The sequence below is a fragment of the Kitasatospora sp. NPDC056076 genome (assembly GCF_042266305.1).
Lineage (GTDB): Bacteria > Actinomycetota > Actinomycetes > Streptomycetales > Streptomycetaceae > Kitasatospora.
The window spans coordinates 126,817-147,070 of the sequence record NZ_JBHJWG010000004.1; the positions used below are offsets into that span (position 1 = coordinate 126,817).

Genomic DNA, 20,254 nt, shown 5'->3' on the forward strand with positions numbered 1-20,254 from the left:
GACTCAGGACCTTAACCGAACGACGGCGATCATGACACCCCTTCGACAACCGGAGTTCGATTTCTACGGGGTATTGACAGCCCATTCGAATGCCGAATCGTTATAACCTTTTCCGGTGGGGGCATTCGCTCCCGCATTCGGCCGGTCAGTTGTACGTGGTGGTGACGGTCACGCCGCCGAAGCCCTGCTGGGCGTACAGGCTGAAGTACACCCAGCCGGACGGCGGGTCGGCGATGGTCAGGGTCTCGCCGTTCCCGGCGGCGGTGGACTTCGCCCGGTACGACGAAGTGGTCGCCCAGGAAGGGCCGTTGTAGTACAGGTCGGCGTTGCCGGTGCCGCCGGCGGTGGTGATGGTCAGCTGCTTCACCCCGGCCGGCAGGTACAGGAAGCTGTAGCCGTAGTTGCCGGTGGTGGCGGCCACGCCGTCGCGGCGGCAGTTCCGGTCGTACTGCCGGGTGTCGGCGGCCGCGCACAGCGGGGCCCGGTCGGCGGGCAGGCTGCCGCAGTCGTCGGCGGCGCAGGCCTTGAGCCAGGTCGCGAAGTCGGCGTCGTAGCGGGTGCCGATGGTGGTCTTGAGCAGGGTGCGGGCGCCGTTCCAGTCACCGGTGCGGTACGCGGCGAGCAGGGCGTCGACGTCCTGGGGGTGCGACTGGAGCATGTAACGCACCGCCAGGTAGCCCCAGTTGTAGACCCGGGTGGAGTCGGCGTTGTCGTAGGTGGTGTCGAAGAGCGTGCTCAGCGGGTAGCTGCCCTTGCCGGCCTGGGTGACGGCGTCGTCGTAGTGGACGCCCCGGTAGCCGTACGAGACGTACTCGGCCAGGCCCTCGACCCACCAGACGGTCGGGGTGGTCATGCCCGCCTCGAAGTCGCCGTACATGTCGTAGCGGCCGTCGAGGTAGTGGGTGTACTCGTGGTTGAGGTTCCAGATCTGGAAGCTCGGGCGCAGCCAGTCGGCCTGGTGGGCGATGAAGCGGGCCTGGTTGCCGGGGGTGGCCGGGTTGCCCTCCTCGTACATGCCGCCGTTGTCGACGGCGATGTGGTACATCTCCCAGGCGTAGAGGCTGTAGTTGTAGTAGTCGTCGAAGACGACGACCTCCAGGCCGGTGTTGTGGTCGTCGGCGACCGGGCCGTTGTCCTTGGCCACCCGGTGGAAGTACGCGTCCTGGCCGACCAGGCTGGTGCAGGTGTCGGCGTTCTGCCGGTCGGTCATGCTCTGGGAGCGGATCCGCAGGTTCGGGTTGCAGGCGTGGTCGCTCCTGAGCACCAGCGGGACGAGCTTGGCGGGCACGTCGCAGGTGCCGTAGTAGGAGCAGTTGCCGGCGTCCTTCTGCTCCGCGAACCAGAGCAGGTTCATGGTGAGCGGGGCGGTGGAGCCGACCAGCGGGTAGCGGTTGACCAGGTCCTTGACGATCGGCCGGCCCTGCGCCCGGAGGCCGTCGACGGCGACCAGGTTGCCGATCTGGATGCCGATCCGGGTCACCGGGTCGGAGCCGGTGAGCTGGGCGCTGTTGCGGGTGACGAAGGAGGCCATGGTGGTGGCGAAGGACGGGTCGGCCTGGAGGGCGGCGGTGAACTCGGGGAGCTCGAAGCCGCGTTCGACGACGGTCCCGGTGTTGCCGACGGCGGCGGCCATCGAGCCGGTCCACCCGCCGGTGTAACCGTCGAGCAGGCGCTTGACCACGCCGGTGTAGCGGGCGTTCTCCCGGGCGCTGTCGATCAGCGTGACGGCCTCGGCCAGGGTGGCGCCGTTGGCCTCGGTGACGTCCTTGCTGTGCGGGGCGGCGAAGAAGGCGTCCAGCGCGCCGCGGATCGCGGTCCGCAGGCCGTCGCCGTACGGGCCGACGGCGTCGGGGTGGTACCACTGCACGTAGTAGCCGGCGCGCAGGAACAGCACCAACTGCCCGGCGGAGGTGGAGTTGTCGCCCGGGTAGCCGGCGGCGGCGGTGTCGCGCAGGGCGTCGGCGACGGTCACCATCTTGGCCTCGGCGAAGGCGCCCTTGGCGTCGGTGCCGGTGAGGGTGAACAGCGTGTTGACGCAGTCGAGGCCGGCCGCCTTGACCCGCTGGACCAGCGCGGCGCCGGACGTGCCGGTGAACGCCGCGGTGTCGCAGGCGGTCAGCTGCCGCGCCGTCCGGCCGGTGCCGACGGCACCGGCCGCGGTCGGGGCGGTGGGCCTGCCGTGGCTCTCGGCGGCGAGCGGGCGGGGGTCCTGGGGCGTGTCGGGCGACTTCGGCACCGGGATCGCGCGCGGGGCGACGGGTGCGGCGACGCGTGGGGCGGCCGGGTGGGCGGCCGGTGCGGCAGCCGGTGCGGTGGGCGTCGGGGTGCGGTCGGCCGCGTGCGCCTGCGGGGTGAACAGGCCGGCTGCGAGGAGGAAGGCGACGCCGAGCGCAGGCAGTCTGCGCGCGTTCGCCTTCGATATCCGGAAGGGACGCATGGGGTGGGGGCCTCCGGGACCGTGAGGGGGCCGTGCGGTGGGGGCGCACGGACGGAGTCTGATGTGTGACATGTAAAATGGCACACTCATTCAGGTAAAGGGAAGACCCGGGAGCCGGGGTTCCGGTCGACGAGACCGAACCGTGCCCTTCCGCGCGCCGCGCCTCGCCTGACGGTCCGTCAGACCAGCGACCGTGCCCGGGGGGTGAGCGCCGCGAACTCCAGCGGCGCCGACGGGTCCACCGACACGTCCGCCGGGGCCGGCTCGGCCCCGGCCCGGACGAGGAGGTCGCCGACGGCCGCGACCATCGCGCCGTTGTCCGTGCACAGCCGCAGCGGCGGCACCCGCAGGGCGATCCCGGCCTCGGCGCACCGCTGCTCGGCGAGCGCCCGCACCCGCGAGTTGGCGGCGACCCCGCCGACCACCACCAGGGTGTCGATCCCGTGGTCGGTGCAGGCCCGCACCGCCTTGCGGGTGAGCACGTCCGCGATCGCCTCCTGGAGGGCGGCCGCCGCGTCCGGGACGTGCGGCTCGCCGCCGGCCGTGCGCCGTGCCTCGACCCAGCGGGCGGCGGCGGTCTTGAGGCCGGAGAAGGAGAAGGCGTACGGGTCGTCCCGCGGCCCGGTCAGCGGGCGCGGCAGCCGTACCGCCGCCGGGTCCCCGTCGCGCGCGGCGCGGTCGACGGCCGGCCCGCCGGGGTAGGGCAGGCCCAGGATCCGGGCGACCTTGTCGAAGCACTCGCCGGCCGCGTCGTCCAGGGTGTCGCCGAGGTGGACGATCCGGCCCCGGGCGAGGTCGCGGACCAGCAGCAGCGAGGTGTGCCCGCCGGAGACGATCAGCACGATGCACGGGTCGGGCAGCGGCCCGCCGTCCAGGGTCGCGGCGGCGACGTGCCCGGCGAGGTGGTGCACCCCGTACAGCGGGACGCCGAGCGAGAAGGCGTACCCCTTGGCGGCGGCGACCCCGACCTGGAGGGCGCCGGACAGGCCGGGGCCGGTGGTGACGGCGACGGCCCCCACGTCCCGCAGCGTCAGCCCGGCGCGGTCCAGGGCCTCCTGCACCACCGGGGCCATCGCGTGGACGTGGGCCCGGGCGGCGATCTCCGGCACCACCCCGCCGTAGCGGGCGTGCTCGTCCATCGAGGAGGCCACCGCCTGCCCGAGCAGCACGCCGTCCCGGACCAGACCGGCACCGGTCTCGTCGCAGGAGGACTCGATGCCCAGCACGACCACCGGCGACCCTGTCACAGTCACTCACCCTCTTCACTCATTACACGTGCGGGTGACCATTGTGCCCGATGTGAACGGTGGAATAAGCAGGAGCCCATGCTTCGTTCCTGCAACTCATACGCAATAGTGTTGTCCCGGCACGATCGTCATCGCTCAACCCGCCGAAAGGGGCCGTGTCCTGATGGGCACCTACTCGCTTCCCGACCTGCCGTACGACTACTCCGCGCTCGAGCGGGCCATGTCCGCCGAGATCCTGGAGCTGCACCACTCCAAGCACCACGCCGCCTACGTGAAGGGGGCGAACGACACCCTGGAGCAGCTCGCCGAGGCGCGCGACAAGGAGCAGTTCGGCGGCCTGGTCGGCCTGCAGAAGACCTTCGCCTTCCACCTCTCCGGCCACGTGCTGCACTCGCTGTTCTGGCAGAACCTGTCCCCGGAGGGCGGCGACCGCCCCGAGGGCGAGCTGGCCGACGCCATCACCGAGCACTTCGGCAGCTTCGAGGCCTTCAAGAAGCAGCTCACCACCGCCACCACCGGCGTCCAGGGCTCCGGTTGGGGCATCCTGTCCTGGGAGCCGCTCGGGCAGCGCCTGATCGTCGAGCAGGTCTACGACCACCACGGCAACGTCGGGCAGAACACCACCCCGCTGCTGGCCTTCGACGCCTGGGAGCACGCCTACTACCTGCAGTACCGCAACGTCCGCCCCGACTACGTCACCCGTCTGTGGGACGTCGTCAACTGGCAGGACGTCTCCTCCCGCTTCGCCGCCGTCAAGGGCGCCTGAGCACCGAGCGAGCAGGAGGGCCCCGGACCGGTCGGGCGGTCCGGGGCCCTCCCCCTGTTCTTCCCCCGTGTTCCCCCTGTTCCCGCCGTGGTTCCCCGCCACGGCCGTCGACCCCCGTCACGTCAGTCACACCGAACCGAACGCCCTCCGCCACCCGTTGTTCGCCCGTGAACGGCGCGCGGTCGCTACGCTCGGGACACCGCCGGTCACCGGCGGTCGGCGGCCGACCGGCCGACCGGCCCGTCCGCTCCTGAGCGAAAGGCCGTCCGATGGCCCCTCGTCTGTCCGTCGTCGTCCCGATCTACAACGTCGAGCGCTACCTCGCGGAGTGCCTGGACTCGATCGCGGCCCAGACCTTCACGGACTTCGAGTGCGTGCTGGTCGACGACGGCTCGACCGACGACGGCCCGGTGATCGCCAAGGAGTACGCCGCCCGGGACCGGCGCTTCCGGCTGGTCCAGCAGGAGAACAAGGGCCTCGGCGCCGCCCGCAACACCGGCTGGCGCCACCTCGCCCCCGGCACCCAGTACCTGACCTTCGTCGACAGCGACGACACCCTGCCGCCGCACGCCTACCAGTTGATGATCAGCACGCTCGACCAGACCGGTTCCGACTTCGCCACCGGCAACGCGATGCGCCTGCGCACCACCGGCCTCACCCCCTCGCACGCCCACCGCCGCCCCTTCCGCGAGACCCGGCTGCGCACCCACGTCAGCGAACTGCCCGCCCTGGTCACCGACCGCACCGCCTGGAACAAGGTCTACCGGCGCACCTTCTTCGACGCCGCGGGCATCCGCTACCCCGAGGGCATCCTGTACGAGGACGCCCCGGTCAGCGTCCCCCACCACTTCCTCGCCGAACGGGTCGACGTGCTCTCCGAGCCGATCTACCACTGGCGGGTCCGCGAGGACGGCAACCTCTCCATCACCCAGAAGAAGACCGACCCGCGCGGACTGATCGACCGGGTCCGCTCGATGGAACTCGTCCGGGAGTGGCTGCTCGCCCGCCCCGAAGCCCTCTTCGCCGAGCAGTACCTGCGCGCCTACGACCGGAACTGCCTGGCCGAGGAGATCCCGATGTTCTTCTGGTCCATCCCGGACGGCGACCGCAACTACTGGGAGGTCTACCAGCGGCACGTCAGCCGCCTGCTGCAGGCCATCGGCCCCGAGCGGATCGCCGGCCTCAACGGCCAGCTGCGGCTCAAGTACCGCCTCACCCAGGCCGACGCGATGAACCGCTTCATCGCCGTCCAGCGCGTCCACCGCACCGTCCGGCGCGCCCGCCAGGCCGCCCAGGCCGTGCGCCGGGGCTGACCGGGGGTCGGCGGCGGCGGGCGCCGTCAGCCGACCGCAGGCGCCGTCAGCCGGCGGACCAGGGTGACCAGGGCCGCCCGGTCCGTCGTCCGGTCCGCCGTACCGGCGAGCAGCAGGCGGACCATCTGCGGCAGCGTGAACCACGCGTTCACCAGGCCGATCACCGCGAACATCAGCCGCGCCGGATCCACCTCCCCGGCCACCCCGCCGCTGCGCTGCGCGGCGGCGACGGCGGCGACCTTCTCCGCGTAGTGCGCGGTGCGCTCCGGCCCGGCCGCCAACTCCTCGGCGTCCGAACCGCGTTGCAGTCCCTCCCAGGCCAGCAGCCGGGAGAGGTGCGGGTGGGCCGAGTGGTAGTCGAAGACCCGGCCGGCGTAGTCGCCGAGGTCCAGTTCCGCCTCCGGGGCGAGAGGTACCGCCTCGGCGAGTTTGCCGAGCTCGGACGTCAGCACGGCGGAGAAGAGCTGCTCCTTGTTGCCGAAGTACTGGTAGATCCGCTCCTTGTTCACCCCGGCCCGGGTCGCCACCCGGGCGATCCGGGCCCCGTCCGGGCCGAACTCGGCGAACTCCTCGACCGCGGCGTCGAGGAGGAGCTGCTGCGTGCGTGCGGTGTCCCAGGCCATGGCCCAAGGGTATCCCAAATTTCCAACCCAATGGTTGGACTTCCGCGTCCGCGCGTGCCAAACTCCAACCGAAGGGTTGGAGATGAGGTCTCCGCCCGATCACCAAGGGGAGGACCCGCGCCATGACCACCGACACCATCACCCCAGCAGCCCCCGCCACCGTTCGGGCCACCGTCGCCCCGGCCACCCCCGCGGCCCCCTCGGTCCCGTCGGTCCACCGCCGCGCCGTGCTCACCTGGCTCGCCGTCTACCCGACCATCACCACCGCCTTCCTCCTCCTCGGCCCCCACCTCGGCAGCCTCCCCGTACCGCTGCGCACCCTGGTGATGACCGCCCTCGTCGTCCCCGTCGTCGTCTACGCCCTGATGCCGCTCCTCCTCAAGGCGGAGACCAGGCTCGCCCGCCGGGCCGACGGCCGGAGGTAGCGGGCGACCCGGCTCCGGCCCTCCGTCGGCCGGGCGGAACATACCGTCGGATCGAACTCTTAACGTAGATAGGGCGGTTGGGATGATTCTCCCCAACGCGAAAGCGCTTCCGGGCAACGGTTCTTGTACGTCTCAACTCCAGCTGCTTCCATCGCGCATGCGGCTGTCGAAGGGCCGTGAAGTCCAGGGAGAAGCCCGCAGGAGGAGAAGACCTTGTTCAACACCAGAGTCGCCGTCGCCGCAGCTGCCGTAGCGCTGGCCCTCGTGGGCGCGACGGCCTCCACGGGGCAGGCGGCGGCCAGCGGCCACCGGCAGTTGTCCCAGAACGTCCGGTTCTACAACGCGGCGGTGGACGGGAACCTGGACGGCAACGCCAACGGGACGTATCCCATCACCTACCCGTCCAACGGCAGCCCCGTTCAGACCTGGACCCTGACCCCGACCGGCCAGGGGTCGTTCCTGATCGCGAACGTCTACAAGACCCTCTGCCTCCAGGCGCCGGCCAAAGCCGGGGACCCGATCGCCCTGCTCCGGTGCAATTCCACCAACCCGGCCCAGTGGTGGAACCTCGACGAGAGTGACAACAAGGTCGTCATCACCGAGTACCTCGACGGGGACTACGCGATCCAGTCCAACGGGAACTACACCACCGTGCTGAAGGCGTTCTCCGACCACAACGAGCTCCAGGAATGGGACGTACTGCCCGCCTAGCGGAGCAGGCCCGTCGAGCCCCTGCCGCCCCCTCGGGCCGCAGGGGCTCGACGGGTCCGGCGTCCTGCCGGTGCGGGCCCCGCCGGCACCGAACTCACCGCCGCCGCATCGGGGTGAAGCGGACCGGGGAGCCCGGGGCGGCCTGGGCGGCGGCGGCCAGCGCGGCGGCGGGGACGACGCCGATGACGGGGTAGCCGCCGGTGGTGGGGTGGTCAGCGAGGAAGACCACCGGGCGGCCGTCCGGCGGGACCTGGACGGAGCCCAGGACCATGCCCTCGCTGGGGAGTTCGCCCTCGCGGGCGCGCTCCAGGGGCGGGCCGTCCAGGCGCAGGCCGATCCGGTTGCTGGTGGGGGAGACGCGGTAGCCGGAAGCGGTCAGGACGGCGAGCGAGCCGGCCGTGAACCAGTCGTCGCGCGGGCCGAACAGCACCGGCAGGAGCAGCGGATCGGGCGGCGCCGGCGTCGGCACCACGTCCGCCCGGGCGGCCGGGCCGACCGGTTCGCCGAGTGGCAGGGCGTCACCCGGTGCCAGCGGAGCGGGGCCCAGCCCCGACAGCAGATCGGTCGAGCGGCTGCCGAGGACCGGGGCGGCGGCGACCCCGCCCGCGAAGGCCAGGTAGCTGCGCACGCCCCGCGTCGCGGGGCCCACGTCCAGCAGCGCCCCGGCGGGCAGCCGCACCGGGGCGCCCCAGGCGGCGGGCCGCCCGTCGACCCGTACGGCGCACGGTGCTCCGGTCACGGCGACCGTCACCGCGCGGTCCACGCGCAGCGCGCAGCCGAGCACGGTGGTCTCCAGGGTGGCCGCCGTCGGGGGGTTGCCGACCAGCCGGTTGGCCAGCCGGTGGGCGGGCTGGTCCAGCGCGCCGGACCGCGGCACGCCCAGGTGCGCGTGCCCGGGGCGGCCCAGGTCCTGGACGGTCGTCAGCAGGCCGGAGCGGGTGATGGTGACGGTCATGTTTCCTCGCTCTCCTTGCTCTCCTTGCTTCTCTCGCCCTTCTCGCCGATATCGCTCATTTTCCCCGCTCATGCTTCCTCGATCACGAAGCGGACCCGGGCACCCGGGCTGAGCAGGGCCGCCGGTTCGCGGGACGGGTCCCACAGCACGGCGTCGGTGTGCCCGATCAGCTGCCAGCCGCCGGGGGAGGAACGCGGGTAGGCGCCGGTGTAGCGGCCGGCGAGGGCGATCGCCCCGGGCGGGACGGCGGGACGCGGCGCGGCCCGCCGCGGCACCCGGTACCGCTCGGGCAGGCCGGTCAGGTAGCCGAAGCCGGGGGAGAAGCCGCTGAACGCGACCCGGAACTCGGTCGCGGAGTGGATCCGCGCGACCTCCCGCTCGGCGACGCCCCACAGCGCGGCGACCTCCGCCACGTCGGCGCCGTCGTAGCGCACCGGGACGGTCACGGTCGCGTCGGCGCTCGTCCGCAGCGGCGGGACGCGCCAGCCGGGCAGTTCGGCGGCCAGGGCGTCCGGATCGGCCACGCCGTCGAGCAGGACGGTGCGTTCGGCCGGCACGACCTCCGTGACGGACGGGAACCCGGACGCCGCGCGGCGGCGCTGGAGTTCGGCGTGGAAGGCGAACGTCGCGTCGGCGCCGTCGAGTTCGACCAGCAGCGCGTCCGGGCCGACCCGTAGGACTCGCAGGTTCATCCCGTTCATCCCGTACCTCTCCCCGCCCGCTCCGGTACGGGCACGAACGCCTCGACCCGGACCCCGGCCCGCCACAGCGCGGTCCGCACCCGCTGGGCCAGCTCGGCGGCCCCCGGGGTGTCGCCGTGCACGCACAGCGAGCGGGCCCGCAGCCGGATTCGCTCGCCGGTGCGGGCGGTGACCTCGCCGTCCCGGGCGATGGCGACCGAGCGGTCGACGACCGCGTCGGGATCGTGGACGACGGCGTCGGGTTCGCGGCGCGGCACGAGCGTGCCGTGCGCGGTGTAGGCGCGGTCGGCGAACGCCTCGGCGACCGCGGGCAGTCCGGCCCGCCGGGCCGCCTCGTGCAGCCGTGAACCGGGCAGCCCGAGCACGGGCAGGTCCTGCTCCCGGGTGGCGAGGCGGACGCCCCGGACGACCGCCTCCGCCTGCTCCTCGTCGTGCACCGTCCGGTTGTACAGCGCGCCGTGCGGTTTGACGTACGCCACGTCCGCTCCGGCCGCCCGGGCGAACACCTGCAACGCCCCGATCTGGTAGGCGACTTCGTGGGCCAGCTCGTCGGGCGGGACGTCCATCGCCCGGCGGCCGAACCCGGCGAGGTCCCGGTAGGAGACCTGGGCGCCGATCCGTACGCCCCGGGCCGCGGCCAGCTCGCAGACCCGCTGCATGGTGCTCGGGTCCCCGGCGTGGAAGCCGCAGGCGACGTTGGCGCTGGTGACCACGGACAGCAGGGCGTCGTCGTCGGTGAGCGTCCAGCGGCCGAAGCCCTCGCCGAGGTCGGCGTTGAGGTCGACGACCGTCGTGGGGGCGCCCTCGGTGGCTGCGGTGCCTGCGGTGCTTCCGGGCGGTGTCACGCCGCGCCGTCCGTCATCGCGCGGACGATCACCGCGCGCGCGTCGTTCAGGTACCTGGTCAGTTCCACCTCGGCGTCGTCGATCTCGCCTGCCTCCAGCAGCCCGGCGAGCGTCTGGTTGCGGCGCAGGAACGGCTCGTGGAGCCCGCTGGCCGAGGGGACGGCGGCGAAGGCCAGGCGCAGCTCGGCCATCAGCCGGGCCATGCACTCGTCGATCCGCCGGCTGCCGGCGAGCCCCGCGATGGCCTGGTGGAAGTGCAGGTCGGCGGTGCCGACGGTGACCCAGTCGCCGAACGCCTCGGCGTCCTCCGCGCGGGCCAGCGCGGTCCGCACCGCGGCCAGGCGTTCGGGCGTCGCGGCGCGCAGGGCCCGTACCCCGGCCGTCTCCAGCGCGAGGCGCAGGGTGTAGATGTCGGCGACGTCGGCCGGTTCGAGGATGCGGACGAACACGCCGCGGTTGAGCTCGTGCACGACCAGCCGCTGGTCGGCCAGCAGCCGGAACGCCTCGCGGAGCGTGTTGCGCGAGACGGTGAGCGCCTCGCCGAGCGCCTCCTCGGAGAGCCGGGTGCCCGGGGCGAGCCGGCCCTCGGTGATGTGCTCGCGCAGCACCTCGGCCACGCGTTGGGCGGCGCTGGCGCGTTCGATGCGACCCCGGTCGGCCGCGAGCGCGTCGAAAACTCCGGTCACGTTCCACCTCCTGAACTCTTGTCGGATTGTTCCACAATCCCCTAGCCTCTCGGCAACCCCCGAACGGTCGCGGTCCACCCAATCGCGACCGCCTCGGCCCCGGGGTGCCCAGGCGGCCACCCGTAGGGCGGAGGTCCTCTGAAAGGCGGTCAGGAACATGATCGTTCTTGTCGGCATCCTCGTCGTGGTGGCCGGGTTCGCCACCCGGCGCAATCCACTCCTCGTCGTCGGCGCCGCCGGCATCCTCACCGGACTGCTGGGCGGGATGAGCCCGCTGAAGGTCCTGGAGGCCTTCGGCACCGGCTTCGCCTCCAGCCGCTCGGTGACCCTCTTCGCGATCACCCTGCCGGTGATCGGCCTGCTGGAGCGCCACGGCCTCCAGGAGCAGGCCCGCACCCTGATGAACAAGCTCGCCAAGGCCAGTGCCGGACGCGTCCTCGCCGTCTACCTGGTGGTCCGCCAGCTCACCGCCGCCTTCGGCCTCACCGGACTAGGCGGACCGGCCCAGGCGGTGCGCCCGATGGTCGCGCCGATGGCCGAGGCCGCCGCCGAACGCCGCCACGGCACCCTGACCGACAAGGCCCGCGAACGCCTGCGCTCCTTCGCCGCCAGCGCCGACAACGTCGGCCTGTTCTTCGGCGAGGACTGCTTCCTCGCCGTCGGCTCGATCCTCCTGATCACCGGCTTCGTCGACGCGACCTACCACACCGACCTGGAGCCGGTGCAGCTCGCGCTCTGGGCCATCCCCACCGCGGTCTGCGCCACCCTCATCCACGGCGCGCGCCTGCTGCGCCTGGACCGCACCCTCGCCCGGGACCTGCCCGCCGGGCCCTCCGCCGCGGCCGCCGCTATCACCGAGCCCGCCGCTACCACCGCGCCCGCCACCACCGCCGACCGCACCGAGGAGACGACCAAGTGATCAAGGTCGAGTGGCTGTACTGGCTGGTCGGAGCCGTCTTCCTCGCGATGGCCGCGCAGATGGCCGCGGACCGCGGCAACCCCAAGCGCTACGGCAGCGCCGCCTTCTGGGGCCTGCTCGGTGCGAGCTTCGTCTACGGCTCCTGGGTCGCCGACAAGTCCGCCCCCGCCGCGCCGCTGGGCGTCGCCGTCCTGGCGATGATCTGCCTGGCCGGCTTCGGCTTCACCGGCCGCGGCACCCCCACGGCCGCCGCCCCCGAGCAGCGGGCCGCCTCCGCCGCGCGCCTGGGCAACCGGCTGTTCATCCCGGCGCTGGCGCTCCCGCTGGTCGCGCTGGCCTGCGGCACGCTGCTCAAGGGCGTGCACCTGGGCGGCGGGGTGCTGCTGCAGACCGGCAGCGAGACGCTCCTCGGGCTCGGCATCGCCTCGCTCGCCGCCCTGGGCCTCGCCCTGCTGCTCACCCGCGAACGCAACCCCGCCGTCGCCCTGCGCTCGGGCCGCGGGCTGCTGGAGGCCATGGGCTGGGCCCTGCTGCTGCCCCAACTCCTCGCCGTCCTGGGCTCGATCTTCCAGAGCGCCGGCGTCGGCACCCAGGTGGGCAGGATCACCACCCACTTCCTCCCGGACGGCAGCAAGTACGCGGCGGTGGCGGTCTACTGCCTGGGCATGGCCCTGTTCACGATCATCATGGGCAACGCCTTCGCCGCCTTCCCGGTGATGACCGCGGCGATCGGCTGGCCGGTCCTGATCACCCAACTGCACGGCAGCCCGGGCGTCGTCCTGGCCGTCGGCATGCTGGCCGGCTTCTGCGGCACCCTGGTCACCCCGATGGCGGCCAACTTCAACCTCGTCCCGGCGGCCCTGCTCGAACTCAAGGACCAGTACGGGCCGATCAAGGCCCAACTCCCCACCGCAGGGGCGCTGTTGGTCTGCAACATCGCCATCATGTCGCTCTTCGCGTTCTGACCCCTCCCGGAAAGGCAGCCCCCGTGACCAGAGTCCTGCTCACCGGCTTCGAACCGTTCGACGGCGCCGACGTCAACCCCTCCTGGGAGGTCGCCCGCCTCGTCGCCGACAACCCGCCCGACGGGCTCCTGGTCACCGCCACGCGGCTGAGCTGCGTCTTCGGGCGGGCGGCCGAGGAACTGCGCACAGCGATCGCGGACTGCGCCCCCGACCTGGTCGTCTGCCTCGGCCAGGCGATCGGCCGACCGGACGTCACCGTCGAGCGCGTCGCCGTCAACGTGGACGACGCCCGCATCCCCGACAACGCCGGCCGGCAGCCGGTCGACCGGCCCGTCGTCCCCGGCGGCCCCGCGGCCTACTTCGCCACCCTGCCCGTCAAGGCCTGCGTGGCCGCCGTCCGGGAGGCGGGCGCGCCCGCCTCCCTCTCCCACACCGCGGGGACCTTCGTCTGCAACCACGTCTTCTACGCCCTGATGCACACGCTCGCCACCGAACACCCCACCGCCAGCGGCGGGTTCGTGCACATCCCGGCCCTGCCCGAGCAGGTCCTCGACGGCTCCGCCCCCGCCCTGCCGGCCGACCTCGTCGCCCACGCCCTGCGCGCCCTGCTCACCACGGCCGCCACCCGTACGGTGGACCTCCGCGTCCCGGAGGGGGCGACCCACTGAGGCCGCCCGGCCCCGCTGCGCCCCGCCCCGCTCCGGCGGACCGGCGGTGACGGCGGGCCGGCGACTCAGGCGTCGAGCACCTGACCGGGGCGCTTGACCACCGGGTCCTGCGCCGACCACGGGAACTCGATCCAGTCGTCGGTCCGCTTCCACACGTACTCGCACTTCACCAGGGAGTGCGACTTCTCGTAGATCACCGCGGACCGGACCTCGGCGACGTGGTCGAGGCAGAAGTCGTGCACCAGCTTCAAGGTCTTGCCGGTGTCGGCGACGTCGTCGGCGATCAGCACCTTCTTGTCGGTGAAGTCGATCGCGGCGGGGACGGGTGCCAGCATCACGGGCATGTCGAGGGTGGTGCCCACGCCCGTGTAGAACTCGACGTTCACCAGGTGGATGTTCTTGCAGTCCAGCGCATACGCCAGCCCACCCGCCACGAACACGCCGCCCCGGGCGATGCTCAGGACGAGGTCGGGCTCGAACCCGTCGTCGGCGATCGTCTGCGCCAGCTCGCGCACCGCCCGGCCGAAGGTCTGGTAGTCCAGGATCTCTCGCACATCAGTCACGCTGTTCAGTTTCCTCGACACTCGGTCGGGCGGCGAATCCGGCCCCCTGGGCAGCCCACCGCGCGCACGGCGCCCACGGTCGGCCGTCACGCCCGCTCAGCGGCGCAGCAGCGCCTCCCGGTGACCCCAGGCAAGCCGGAGCAGCGCCGCACCGGCGGGTTGCATCGGCTCGGTGGTGGTGAGGCGGTCCACCTGCTCGGCGGTGAACGGGATGCCGACCGAGCGGCCGGTCGCGTCGTCCAGGCCGACGCGGCGGCCCTCGTCGTTGGTGGAGACGATCCGCCGGAAGACCTCGTCGAACAGCTCGGCGTCGAAGACGGCCACCGTGAGCAGGTCGGTGACGTAGGTCAGCGGGTCCATCCCGAGGCCCAGCCAGAACATCCGCAGACTGCCGTCCTGCCGCGCTGCTCCGAGCGTCCGGTGCAGCGGCCAGGCCTCGTAGTCGATGGGTGCCTTGCTGCTCCCGTACTCCTCACTGCCGCCGAGGAGCTCCTCGCTCAGCTCCCGCAGGACAGCCCGCCAGAGGTCGAAGTCGTTGGCCTCGTTCCAGGGCGCGTCGTGGGAGGCCTGGAACATCCCCACCGGCATCACCTGGAAGAGCCCGCCGCCGGTGGCCACCTTCGCGGGGTCGCGCCAGTGCAGCAGGAACTCGGCGTCGCCGGTGCGGCGATCGTGCCGGACGGTCAGCGTGGTGACGGCCGCCATGACCGGGCGGCGGGAGAGGTCGGTCGGATCGCCGACGGCGTCCCGGAACGGCGTGCGCCCGTCCGGGCCCGCCAGGACGGAGGCGGCGTACTCGTGGGCCGCCGCCTCGCAGATGTTGATCACGTCGAAGTACCGCCCGCGCCCGAAGGTCAACGTCGGGCCGTCCGCCGCCACCTCCAACAGCCGGTAGCAGCTCCGGTCCTCGAACAGCCGGGGCCTGGCGAGCTCGCCGACCGCATCGGAGTAGTACCGGAACGCGGTGCCGTCCTCCCGCCGCGCCCGGACGTGATCGAGCTCGGGCTCCCCGCCGTCCAGCGCGGCCGGGGGCGTGTCCGCCTGCCACCGCAACCGGACCCGCTCCAGCGGCACCGGCTGCCCCGGAATCCAGTGCGGACGGGCCAACAGGGGCAACCCCGGGACCAGCCGCCCGGATGCGCCTTCGGCCAGCAGCTGCCCGGTCAACGCGAAGCGATGGTCATTCAGGAACGTCCGGACCCGCCGCCACTGCTCATCTGCCACCGGTTCACCCTAACGCCGCGCCCTCCGGCTCATCCCGAGGACCACGAGTTCGAGGGATCGTCGAGCCAGGCCCACTGGCCCTCGGGCGTCACGGTGAGGCCGAGGCGGTCCGGCCCGGGGCTGTCGTTGTCGAGCCACCACCGGTGGGCGGCCTCGACCTCGGCCCAGAGCCGACGGGGGCCGTGCTGCCACACGGTGTAGTGGTCGGCGCTGTCATTGCCGTCCCAGTCGACGGCGGCCCAGGAGCCGCCATCGGCCGTGGCCACCCAGAGGCGGGTGTCCACACCCTCGACGCCGGGGTCGTGGTCCCACGCGTACCAGAGGTCGCCGAGCCGGTGGCCCAGGGCGAACTGGGTCTCGATCGGGGAGTCGGCGACGGTCCACGGGTCGAGGGCGGTGGTGGACTCGGCCGGGACGTGGTCGTCCATGACCACGTCCCTGAACAACCGCAGATCCCGGCGCTGGGTACGCATGAGCATGAAGGCGCTGTCGGCCGAGAAGCGGCCAGAGGCTGTTCCGTCCTCCCCGACGGTGAGGCGAAGCAGCCCGCAGTGGGTCCAGTCGTCGCACCAGGGAGTGAGGATGACGCCGCCGGGCCTCGACTGTTCGACCCAGGCGTAGGGAACCTGCCTCACCGCGCAGGTGGCCACCACCCGGTCGTACGGCGCCTGGGCGCCCCAGCCGAGGGCTCCGTCGCCGCAGACGACAGTGGGGGAGTAGCCCGTGGCCTTGAGGGCGTCGCGGGCGAGCTCGGCCACCGCGGGGTCGATCTCGATCGTGGTCACGTTGACGTCGCCCAGCCGGTGTGAGAGGAGTGCGGCGTTGTACCCGGTGCCCGCGCCGATCTCCAGGACACGCATTCCCGGTGCGAGGTCCAGGAGTTCGAGCATCCGGAAGACGATGGAGGGCGCGGAGGCGGAGGAGGACGGCAAGGCCTCGGAGAGGTCCGCCGGCTCCTGCCCGTCATTGACCTGAGTCACGACCGGTACGTCGCTGTAGGCCGCGGCGAACCACCGCTCGGGCTCACACTCGCGGTCGCAGGCTGCCAGGACCTCGTCGTCACCGGACAGCCAGGCCCGGTCCGGAAGGAACCGGTGGCGCGGCGCCGCCTCGGCGGCCCCGCGCCACTCGGGGGCCACGTCATGGCCGAGGTACTGGGAGACGGTTTGGAGCAGACCGTCCACGGCGCTCTGCTCCAAGCCGGTCTGGTGAGTTGTCACTTGTCTCTCCTCTGTACGAGGGGGTGATTCACATGCCCTCTTATCGACGCGCTCCCTGAGGCCAGAGCACTTCGACCGGTACGCCTCGCCGTCGCGCGTAGGCGACGACGTCGGCGGTCCCGCCGTAGCCCCGGGCCGGTAGGCCGTCCCAGACGGCGAGGAGCTTGTCGACCTGCTGGACCAGGAGTTCACTGCCTGCCATGTGGGCGGCCGAGTCAGACTCCGTGAGGCCGGTGCGGTGAACGGCGGCGGCGCTGCCCAACAGCCGGTCGTAGAGCGGGTGATGCCAATCCGGCAGCCCGTCCCGGTATCCATCGGCGGGGATGACGGCTTCCAACAGCCCGCCGTGCTCGAGCGCGATCTCCGCCATCCAGGAATCCGGCCCGTCCGCTATGCATGACACGACGGTGAGCGCGCGTGGATCCTCCTCCGAGGCAATGTCGATGAGAAGCTGTCGGACCTTTGCTTCCACCTCGGGATTCAGTCCTCGGTGCCCTGTGATCCCGATCCGCATCGCTTCCTCCTACAGATAGACGTCGTGAAGGCGCTCATCGAACTCCCTTACGACCTTGGGAGGTGAGGAAGTGTTGAGCGACCGCCGAAGTGTGCGGCCTCGCTCGATGATTCGCCCTGAACGGTACTGGAGACCGACCTCCAGGGCTTGACTTGCAAGCGTGAACGCCGCCTCGATCCGGCCGGCGGCCAGGTGGCCTGTTGCTAGGTCCATCACCAGCAACGCGCGTTGCTTCGCGTGACCGGTGGCGAGGACGGCGCCTGCGCCATCTGACACCCATGCTTCAAGCCCTAGCTTGGCGCCACAGGTCGCTCTGGAGGCAGCGACTTTGGACTCGTCGAAGGTGAATACCCATGGCCATGGGGGCGGCTCGTCTCCCGTAGTTGTGCGGGCGGCAGCTCGGCTGCGTGTCAGCGCGCGATCCGAGCTTCGCTGGTCGCCGGCAGATGCGTGTCCGAGGGCCTCTACAGATGCGAGCCATGCGTCTGCGATGGCTGGTCGCCCAGGTTCAAGGAGGCTGCGTGCCTTCTTCACCAGGTTGAGTGCCTGGATTGGGTTTCCAGTGTGGGCTTCGAACTGTGCAAGACTTCCTGCTTGGTAGGCGGCGAGTAGGGGGTTCGCGCCAGATCGGGCTGCCTTGATTGCGGCGCCGTAGAACGATCGAGCAGACCCGTGATCTCCCATGTCCCACGCCAGCCAGGCGGCCAGGCTTGCCGCCTCGCTCGCGACGGCGGCGAGCCTGATTCGGTGGGTATCTGTTGGCGCCGCGCTGACCAGTCCCTGAATCAGACGAAGGTGAGAGTGGACGACATCGGTCAGCTCTCGTGAGGGAGTTGCCCCGTCCAGCCGCCGGTATGACGTGGTTGCAAGCCGAAGTGCGGCAGCCTGTTGCTCGGCCTCATCGGCAGGCCCAGCAACGGTGGAGAGGACTGGTGCTGCCACGATCGCCGCAGCTGCACTGAGAAGTTGGCGTCTATGCACGTCCTCAGTTCCAAATCGTGCTCGCATCGCCGTATCGGCGAGGCCTAGCAATCCGGCCGGGATGCTGAGGTGTTGCGACACTCTCGTTAGCACATCCATGGCATAGGGGCCGTTCCCTCGCTTCTCCAAGCGCGAGATAGCGGATTGCGACAACCCGCAGGCCTCGCCCAGCTGTACCTGGGTCATGCGCTGCTCGGTTCGGGCCAGTTCGATGATCTTCCCGTAGTTCGCTGCCCGGGAAGCCTCCCGGACCACTGGCGAATTCCAGTTCAACAGGCCATCCAAACGCTACGACCTCAGCCAAGCTGGCGAGGCAGTCCAATGCGGCCCGCGCATATCCGTATGCGGGTACCGCATTGCCAATGGTCTCACGACCGTGACGGATCGTTCACTGAGTGTGAGAGCCCGCCGACGCCGGGTCTCGTCTCGGCACTCTCATCGTCTGCCTGGTTTGGAGGCTGTTCGTGATTGTCAGCCCACTGAGTAACGCTCGATTCCCGGTGCCTCTGGAGTGGGGTGTGCCGCCGGGGGCCGAGGCCGTGCCGGCGGCTCGGCGGCTGGTGGGAGCGATCCTGCGGGAGTGGGGGGTGCCGTTGACCGAAGACGGGCTCCAGGAGGTGGAGTTGTGTGCGAGCGAGGTCATCGCGAATGCGCTCCTGCACACGGGGGAGCGGTGTGTCGTGTCCGTCCACCGGCGTAGTGGGCGGGTGCGGGTGGAGGTTGCCGATCGAGGTCCAGAGCTTCCGTATCGCGAGCGGGGTCCCGAAGCGACCACCGGGCGGGGGTTGTTGCTCGTCCAGGCTCTCGCCCACGCGTGGGGGTGGCGCCCGGCGGAGCGGGGCAAGGTGGTCTGGTTCGAGTACCAGGCGGATGCCGAAGCGCCGTGCCCCACGCATGGGTGGGGCACGGCGAACAACCTCCGCTCGCTCCGCGAGGTGGCGTGATGCCCGGGCGCTTCTGTGTGGTGCGCCTCGTGTGGTGGTTGCTCTTCTCTGTCGTCATCGTGGCAGGGTTCGCGACGGGCCGCGGCCGGTGATCATCGACTCGGGGCGCTTGGGCCACAACCCCGCTGGCGCTTTTGATAGTTGTAAGGCAGATGCAATCGGGCATGCCGGGAGAGGGTGGGACGGCGAGATGGCCGAGCACAGTGGGGAGGAGCGTATCGGCGACCTGATCACCGCCCGCCGCAAGGTTCTCGGATTGTCCGAGGAGGACGTGGCGCGCAAGCTGGCTGCTGCCTCCGGCTGCACCCCCACGCGCACGGACGTGTGGCGGTGGGAGACGGAGTACGAGGGTCGAACGCCGGGTCCTCAGTACCTTCCCTTCCTGGCCGAGGTGCTGGAGCTGGAGGAATCCCGTCTACGCCGGGCACGTGCCGCGACCAAGGCGATCCGCAGGTTCAAGGTCACCGCGCCCGTCCCGTCCGGTGAGGTGATCGCCCGGTTGTTGCCCGCCGATACCGCCCTGTCCCCACTCGGGACCAGTACTGGTAACGCCGTCGGCGTGGCAGACGCCGAGGGCCTGCTCCGGAGGGTTCACGGTTTGCGTCTGGCGGACGACGTGCTGGCTGGGGGAGACCTGGTGGAAGCCGTGGTCCGGGAGCTGCGTTCGGCTGTGCGACTGTTCAACGGCACGAGCCACACCGAGGCTGTCGGTCGGCGGCTGCTGAGCGGGGTGGGCGAACTCGCGCAACTGGCAGGTTGGGTCGCCACCGATTCGGGGGGCAAGGCTGATCCGGTGCCGCTGTTCCGCCTCGGCGTCGCTGCCGCGAGACAGGCTGAGGACGGCCCACTCGCCGCTCACCTCCTGGGGTCCTGGGGGTATTGGGAGGCCAATCGGGGCAACCTCCAGCGCGGCATCGAGCTCGTGAGCGCTGCCGAACAGGAGGTGGGTTGTGGTTCTGTGCGCGCGTACTCGCTGACCGCTGCTCGCAAGGCTTGGGTCGCGACCCTTGCAGGCGACCAGCGCACGGCTTTGTCCGCGATCGACATCGCACTGGACCAGATCGACGCCGCCGATGAGGAGATGGAGGCGACGGCTGATCCGCGATTGTGGCTGTACTGGGTGAACCGGGATGAGCAGGAGATCATGCAGGCCCGGGTCTACACCCAGCTGCGCCGCCCCCTCCGGGCCGCGCCACTGTTGCGAAAGGTGCTCGCCACCTATGACGCGAGCCATGCCCGTGAGTTCTCCCTCTATGCTTCCTGGCTCGCCGTCGCTCTGGCCGATGCCAATGAGCCGGAGGAGGCTGCGGAGACTGCGCACCGGATGTTCCAGGTACTGGCCGGCGTCCCGTCGTCGCGTGCTCAGGATCGTTCCAAGGTCGTCGTCGCGGCGTTGCGCCGGTATCGGAAGGTCCCCGAGGTTGCTGAGGTCTTTGCTCAGTGGGGGCCTGACATCACTTCCGGAAGACGGAATGGAAGACGCTCCGGCACTGTGGCGATCGATTGACGGTGCGTAACTTCGATGTCTGATGCGGGATGTCATCACA

The 20,254-nt window shown here is 71.3% G+C and carries 21 protein-coding genes; 9 read left to right on the forward strand and 12 right to left on the reverse strand.

Translation table 11 applies throughout. The annotated features are described in order from the left end of the window. Positions 1-145 precede the first annotated feature (145 nt). A complete protein-coding gene (locus ACFC1T_RS05195; RefSeq protein WP_375883762.1) occupies positions 146-2,437 on the reverse strand; it encodes a M9 family metallopeptidase in 2,292 nt (763 codons plus the stop codon). Positions 2,438-2,616: 179 nt separating this feature from the next. Beyond that, positions 2,617-3,690, reverse strand: coding sequence for a tRNA (adenosine(37)-N6)-threonylcarbamoyltransferase complex transferase subunit TsaD (tsaD, locus tag ACFC1T_RS05200; protein ID WP_375883765.1), 1,074 nt, complete (start codon positions 3,688-3,690; stop codon positions 2,617-2,619). A gap of 157 nt (positions 3,691-3,847) precedes the next feature. On the opposite strand from tsaD, the gene ACFC1T_RS05205 reads away from it, so the two are divergent. After that, positions 3,848-4,450, forward strand: coding sequence for a superoxide dismutase (locus tag ACFC1T_RS05205; RefSeq protein WP_375883767.1), 603 nt, complete (start codon positions 3,848-3,850; stop codon positions 4,448-4,450). Positions 4,451-4,719: 269 nt separating this feature from the next. After that, positions 4,720-5,763 carry a glycosyltransferase family 2 protein gene (locus ACFC1T_RS05210; protein ID WP_375883770.1) on the forward strand — a complete coding sequence of 348 codons (1,044 nt, stop codon included), beginning with the start codon at positions 4,720-4,722 and terminating at the stop codon, positions 5,761-5,763. Between the two features lie 26 nt (positions 5,764-5,789). Here the strand turns inward: ACFC1T_RS05210 and ACFC1T_RS05215 are convergent, their stop codons facing one another. Then, a complete protein-coding gene (locus tag ACFC1T_RS05215) occupies positions 5,790-6,386 on the reverse strand; it encodes a TetR family transcriptional regulator (protein ID WP_375883773.1) in 597 nt (198 codons plus the stop codon). 122 nt (positions 6,387-6,508) lie between these two features. Between ACFC1T_RS05215 and ACFC1T_RS05220 the strand changes: the two genes are divergently transcribed. Together ACFC1T_RS05220 and ACFC1T_RS05225 are read left to right on the forward strand one after the other, a co-directional pair. Beyond that, on the forward strand, positions 6,509-6,811 hold the full coding sequence (locus tag ACFC1T_RS05220; protein WP_375883776.1) for a hypothetical protein: 303 nt from the start codon (positions 6,509-6,511) through the stop codon (positions 6,809-6,811). Between the two features lie 213 nt (positions 6,812-7,024). Beyond that, a complete protein-coding gene (locus ACFC1T_RS05225) occupies positions 7,025-7,522 on the forward strand; it encodes a ricin-type beta-trefoil lectin domain protein (protein WP_375883777.1) in 498 nt (165 codons plus the stop codon). A gap of 94 nt (positions 7,523-7,616) precedes the next feature. Here ACFC1T_RS05225 and ACFC1T_RS05230 read toward each other — a convergent pair whose 3' ends face one another. From ACFC1T_RS05230 to ACFC1T_RS05245, 4 genes are all read right to left on the reverse strand, one after another. Then, complete coding sequence (locus ACFC1T_RS05230) at positions 7,617-8,477, reverse strand: biotin-dependent carboxyltransferase family protein (protein ID WP_375883779.1); 861 nt, start codon at positions 8,475-8,477, stop codon at positions 7,617-7,619. 68 nt (positions 8,478-8,545) lie between these two features. Further along, entirely contained in the window at positions 8,546-9,169 is a 624-nt protein-coding gene (locus ACFC1T_RS05235) for an allophanate hydrolase subunit 1 (protein WP_375884021.1), read from the reverse strand. Between the two features lie 5 nt (positions 9,170-9,174). Beyond that, on the reverse strand, positions 9,175-10,023 hold the full coding sequence (locus ACFC1T_RS05240) for a LamB/YcsF family protein (RefSeq protein WP_375883782.1): 849 nt from the start codon (positions 10,021-10,023) through the stop codon (positions 9,175-9,177). Further along, entirely contained in the window at positions 10,020-10,709 is a 690-nt protein-coding gene (locus ACFC1T_RS05245; RefSeq protein ID WP_375883785.1) for a GntR family transcriptional regulator, read from the reverse strand. Before ACFC1T_RS05245 ends, ACFC1T_RS05240 begins: the two co-directional genes overlap by 4 nt. Positions 10,710-10,866: 157 nt before the next feature. Here ACFC1T_RS05245 and ACFC1T_RS05250 point away from each other — a divergent pair, with 157 nt between their 5' ends. Genes ACFC1T_RS05250 through pcp form a run of 3 tightly spaced genes read left to right on the forward strand, consistent with a single transcriptional unit; the run spans position 10,867 to position 13,261 of the window. Next, the gene (locus ACFC1T_RS05250; protein WP_375883787.1) at positions 10,867-11,628 is read left to right on the forward strand and encodes a DUF969 domain-containing protein; all 762 of its coding nucleotides are present in this window, start codon (positions 10,867-10,869) and stop codon (positions 11,626-11,628) included. Next, positions 11,625-12,593: a DUF979 domain-containing protein gene (locus ACFC1T_RS05255; protein WP_375883790.1), complete on the forward strand. Its 969-nt coding sequence runs from the start codon at positions 11,625-11,627 to the stop codon at positions 12,591-12,593. Before ACFC1T_RS05250 ends, ACFC1T_RS05255 begins: the two co-directional genes overlap by 4 nt. A gap of 23 nt (positions 12,594-12,616) precedes the next feature. Then, a complete protein-coding gene (gene pcp, locus ACFC1T_RS05260; RefSeq protein ID WP_375883792.1) occupies positions 12,617-13,261 on the forward strand; it encodes a pyroglutamyl-peptidase I in 645 nt (214 codons plus the stop codon). A gap of 65 nt (positions 13,262-13,326) precedes the next feature. Here the strand turns inward: pcp and ACFC1T_RS05265 are convergent, their stop codons facing one another. The 5 genes from ACFC1T_RS05265 to ACFC1T_RS05285 form a co-directional block, all read right to left on the reverse strand. Beyond that, positions 13,327-13,824 carry a phosphoribosyltransferase gene (locus ACFC1T_RS05265; protein WP_360238628.1) on the reverse strand — a complete coding sequence of 166 codons (498 nt, stop codon included), beginning with the start codon at positions 13,822-13,824 and terminating at the stop codon, positions 13,327-13,329. Between the two features lie 96 nt (positions 13,825-13,920). Continuing rightward, positions 13,921-15,048: a transcriptional regulator gene (locus ACFC1T_RS05270; protein ID WP_375883794.1), complete on the reverse strand. Its 1,128-nt coding sequence runs from the start codon at positions 15,046-15,048 to the stop codon at positions 13,921-13,923. Between the two features lie 29 nt (positions 15,049-15,077). Continuing rightward, a complete protein-coding gene (locus ACFC1T_RS05275) occupies positions 15,078-16,268 on the reverse strand; it encodes a methyltransferase domain-containing protein (protein WP_375883796.1) in 1,191 nt (396 codons plus the stop codon). Between the two features lie 40 nt (positions 16,269-16,308). Next, positions 16,309-16,782, reverse strand: a complete 474-nt coding sequence (locus ACFC1T_RS05280; RefSeq protein WP_375883797.1) for a hypothetical protein — start codon at positions 16,780-16,782, stop codon at positions 16,309-16,311. 9 nt (positions 16,783-16,791) lie between these two features. Further along, positions 16,792-18,048, reverse strand: a complete 1,257-nt coding sequence (locus tag ACFC1T_RS05285; RefSeq protein WP_375883799.1) for a helix-turn-helix domain-containing protein — start codon at positions 18,046-18,048, stop codon at positions 16,792-16,794. Positions 18,049-18,302: 254 nt separating this feature from the next. Between ACFC1T_RS05285 and ACFC1T_RS05290 the strand changes: the two genes are divergently transcribed. Both ACFC1T_RS05290 and ACFC1T_RS05295 read left to right on the forward strand, forming a co-directional pair. Continuing rightward, on the forward strand, positions 18,303-18,707 hold the full coding sequence (locus tag ACFC1T_RS05290; RefSeq protein ID WP_375884023.1) for an ATP-binding protein: 405 nt from the start codon (positions 18,303-18,305) through the stop codon (positions 18,705-18,707). A gap of 190 nt (positions 18,708-18,897) precedes the next feature. After that, a complete protein-coding gene (locus ACFC1T_RS05295) occupies positions 18,898-20,214 on the forward strand; it encodes a transcriptional regulator (RefSeq protein WP_375883801.1) in 1,317 nt (438 codons plus the stop codon). Positions 20,215-20,254 lie beyond the last annotated feature (40 nt).

Coding starts and splice junctions, on each gene's coding strand:
- ACFC1T_RS05195 (WP_375883762.1), bottom strand. CDS start 2,437: ATGCGTCCCTTCCGGATATCGAAGGCGAACGCGCGCAGACTGCCTGCG.
- ACFC1T_RS05205 (WP_375883767.1), top strand. CDS start 3,848: ATGGGCACCTACTCGCTTCCCGACCTGCCGTACGACTACTCCGCGCTC.
- ACFC1T_RS05210 (WP_375883770.1), top strand. CDS start 4,720: ATGGCCCCTCGTCTGTCCGTCGTCGTCCCGATCTACAACGTCGAGCGC.
- ACFC1T_RS05215 (WP_375883773.1), bottom strand. CDS start 6,386: ATGGCCTGGGACACCGCACGCACGCAGCAGCTCCTCCTCGACGCCGCG.
- ACFC1T_RS05220 (WP_375883776.1), top strand. CDS start 6,509: ATGACCACCGACACCATCACCCCAGCAGCCCCCGCCACCGTTCGGGCC.
- ACFC1T_RS05230 (WP_375883779.1), bottom strand. CDS start 8,477: ATGACCGTCACCATCACCCGCTCCGGCCTGCTGACGACCGTCCAGGAC.
- ACFC1T_RS05235 (WP_375884021.1), bottom strand. CDS start 9,169: ATGAACCTGCGAGTCCTACGGGTCGGCCCGGACGCGCTGCTGGTCGAA.
- ACFC1T_RS05250 (WP_375883787.1), top strand. CDS start 10,867: ATGATCGTTCTTGTCGGCATCCTCGTCGTGGTGGCCGGGTTCGCCACC.
- ACFC1T_RS05280 (WP_375883797.1), bottom strand. CDS start 16,782: ATGCGGATCGGGATCACAGGGCACCGAGGACTGAATCCCGAGGTGGAA.
- ACFC1T_RS05295 (WP_375883801.1), top strand. CDS start 18,898: ATGGCCGAGCACAGTGGGGAGGAGCGTATCGGCGACCTGATCACCGCC.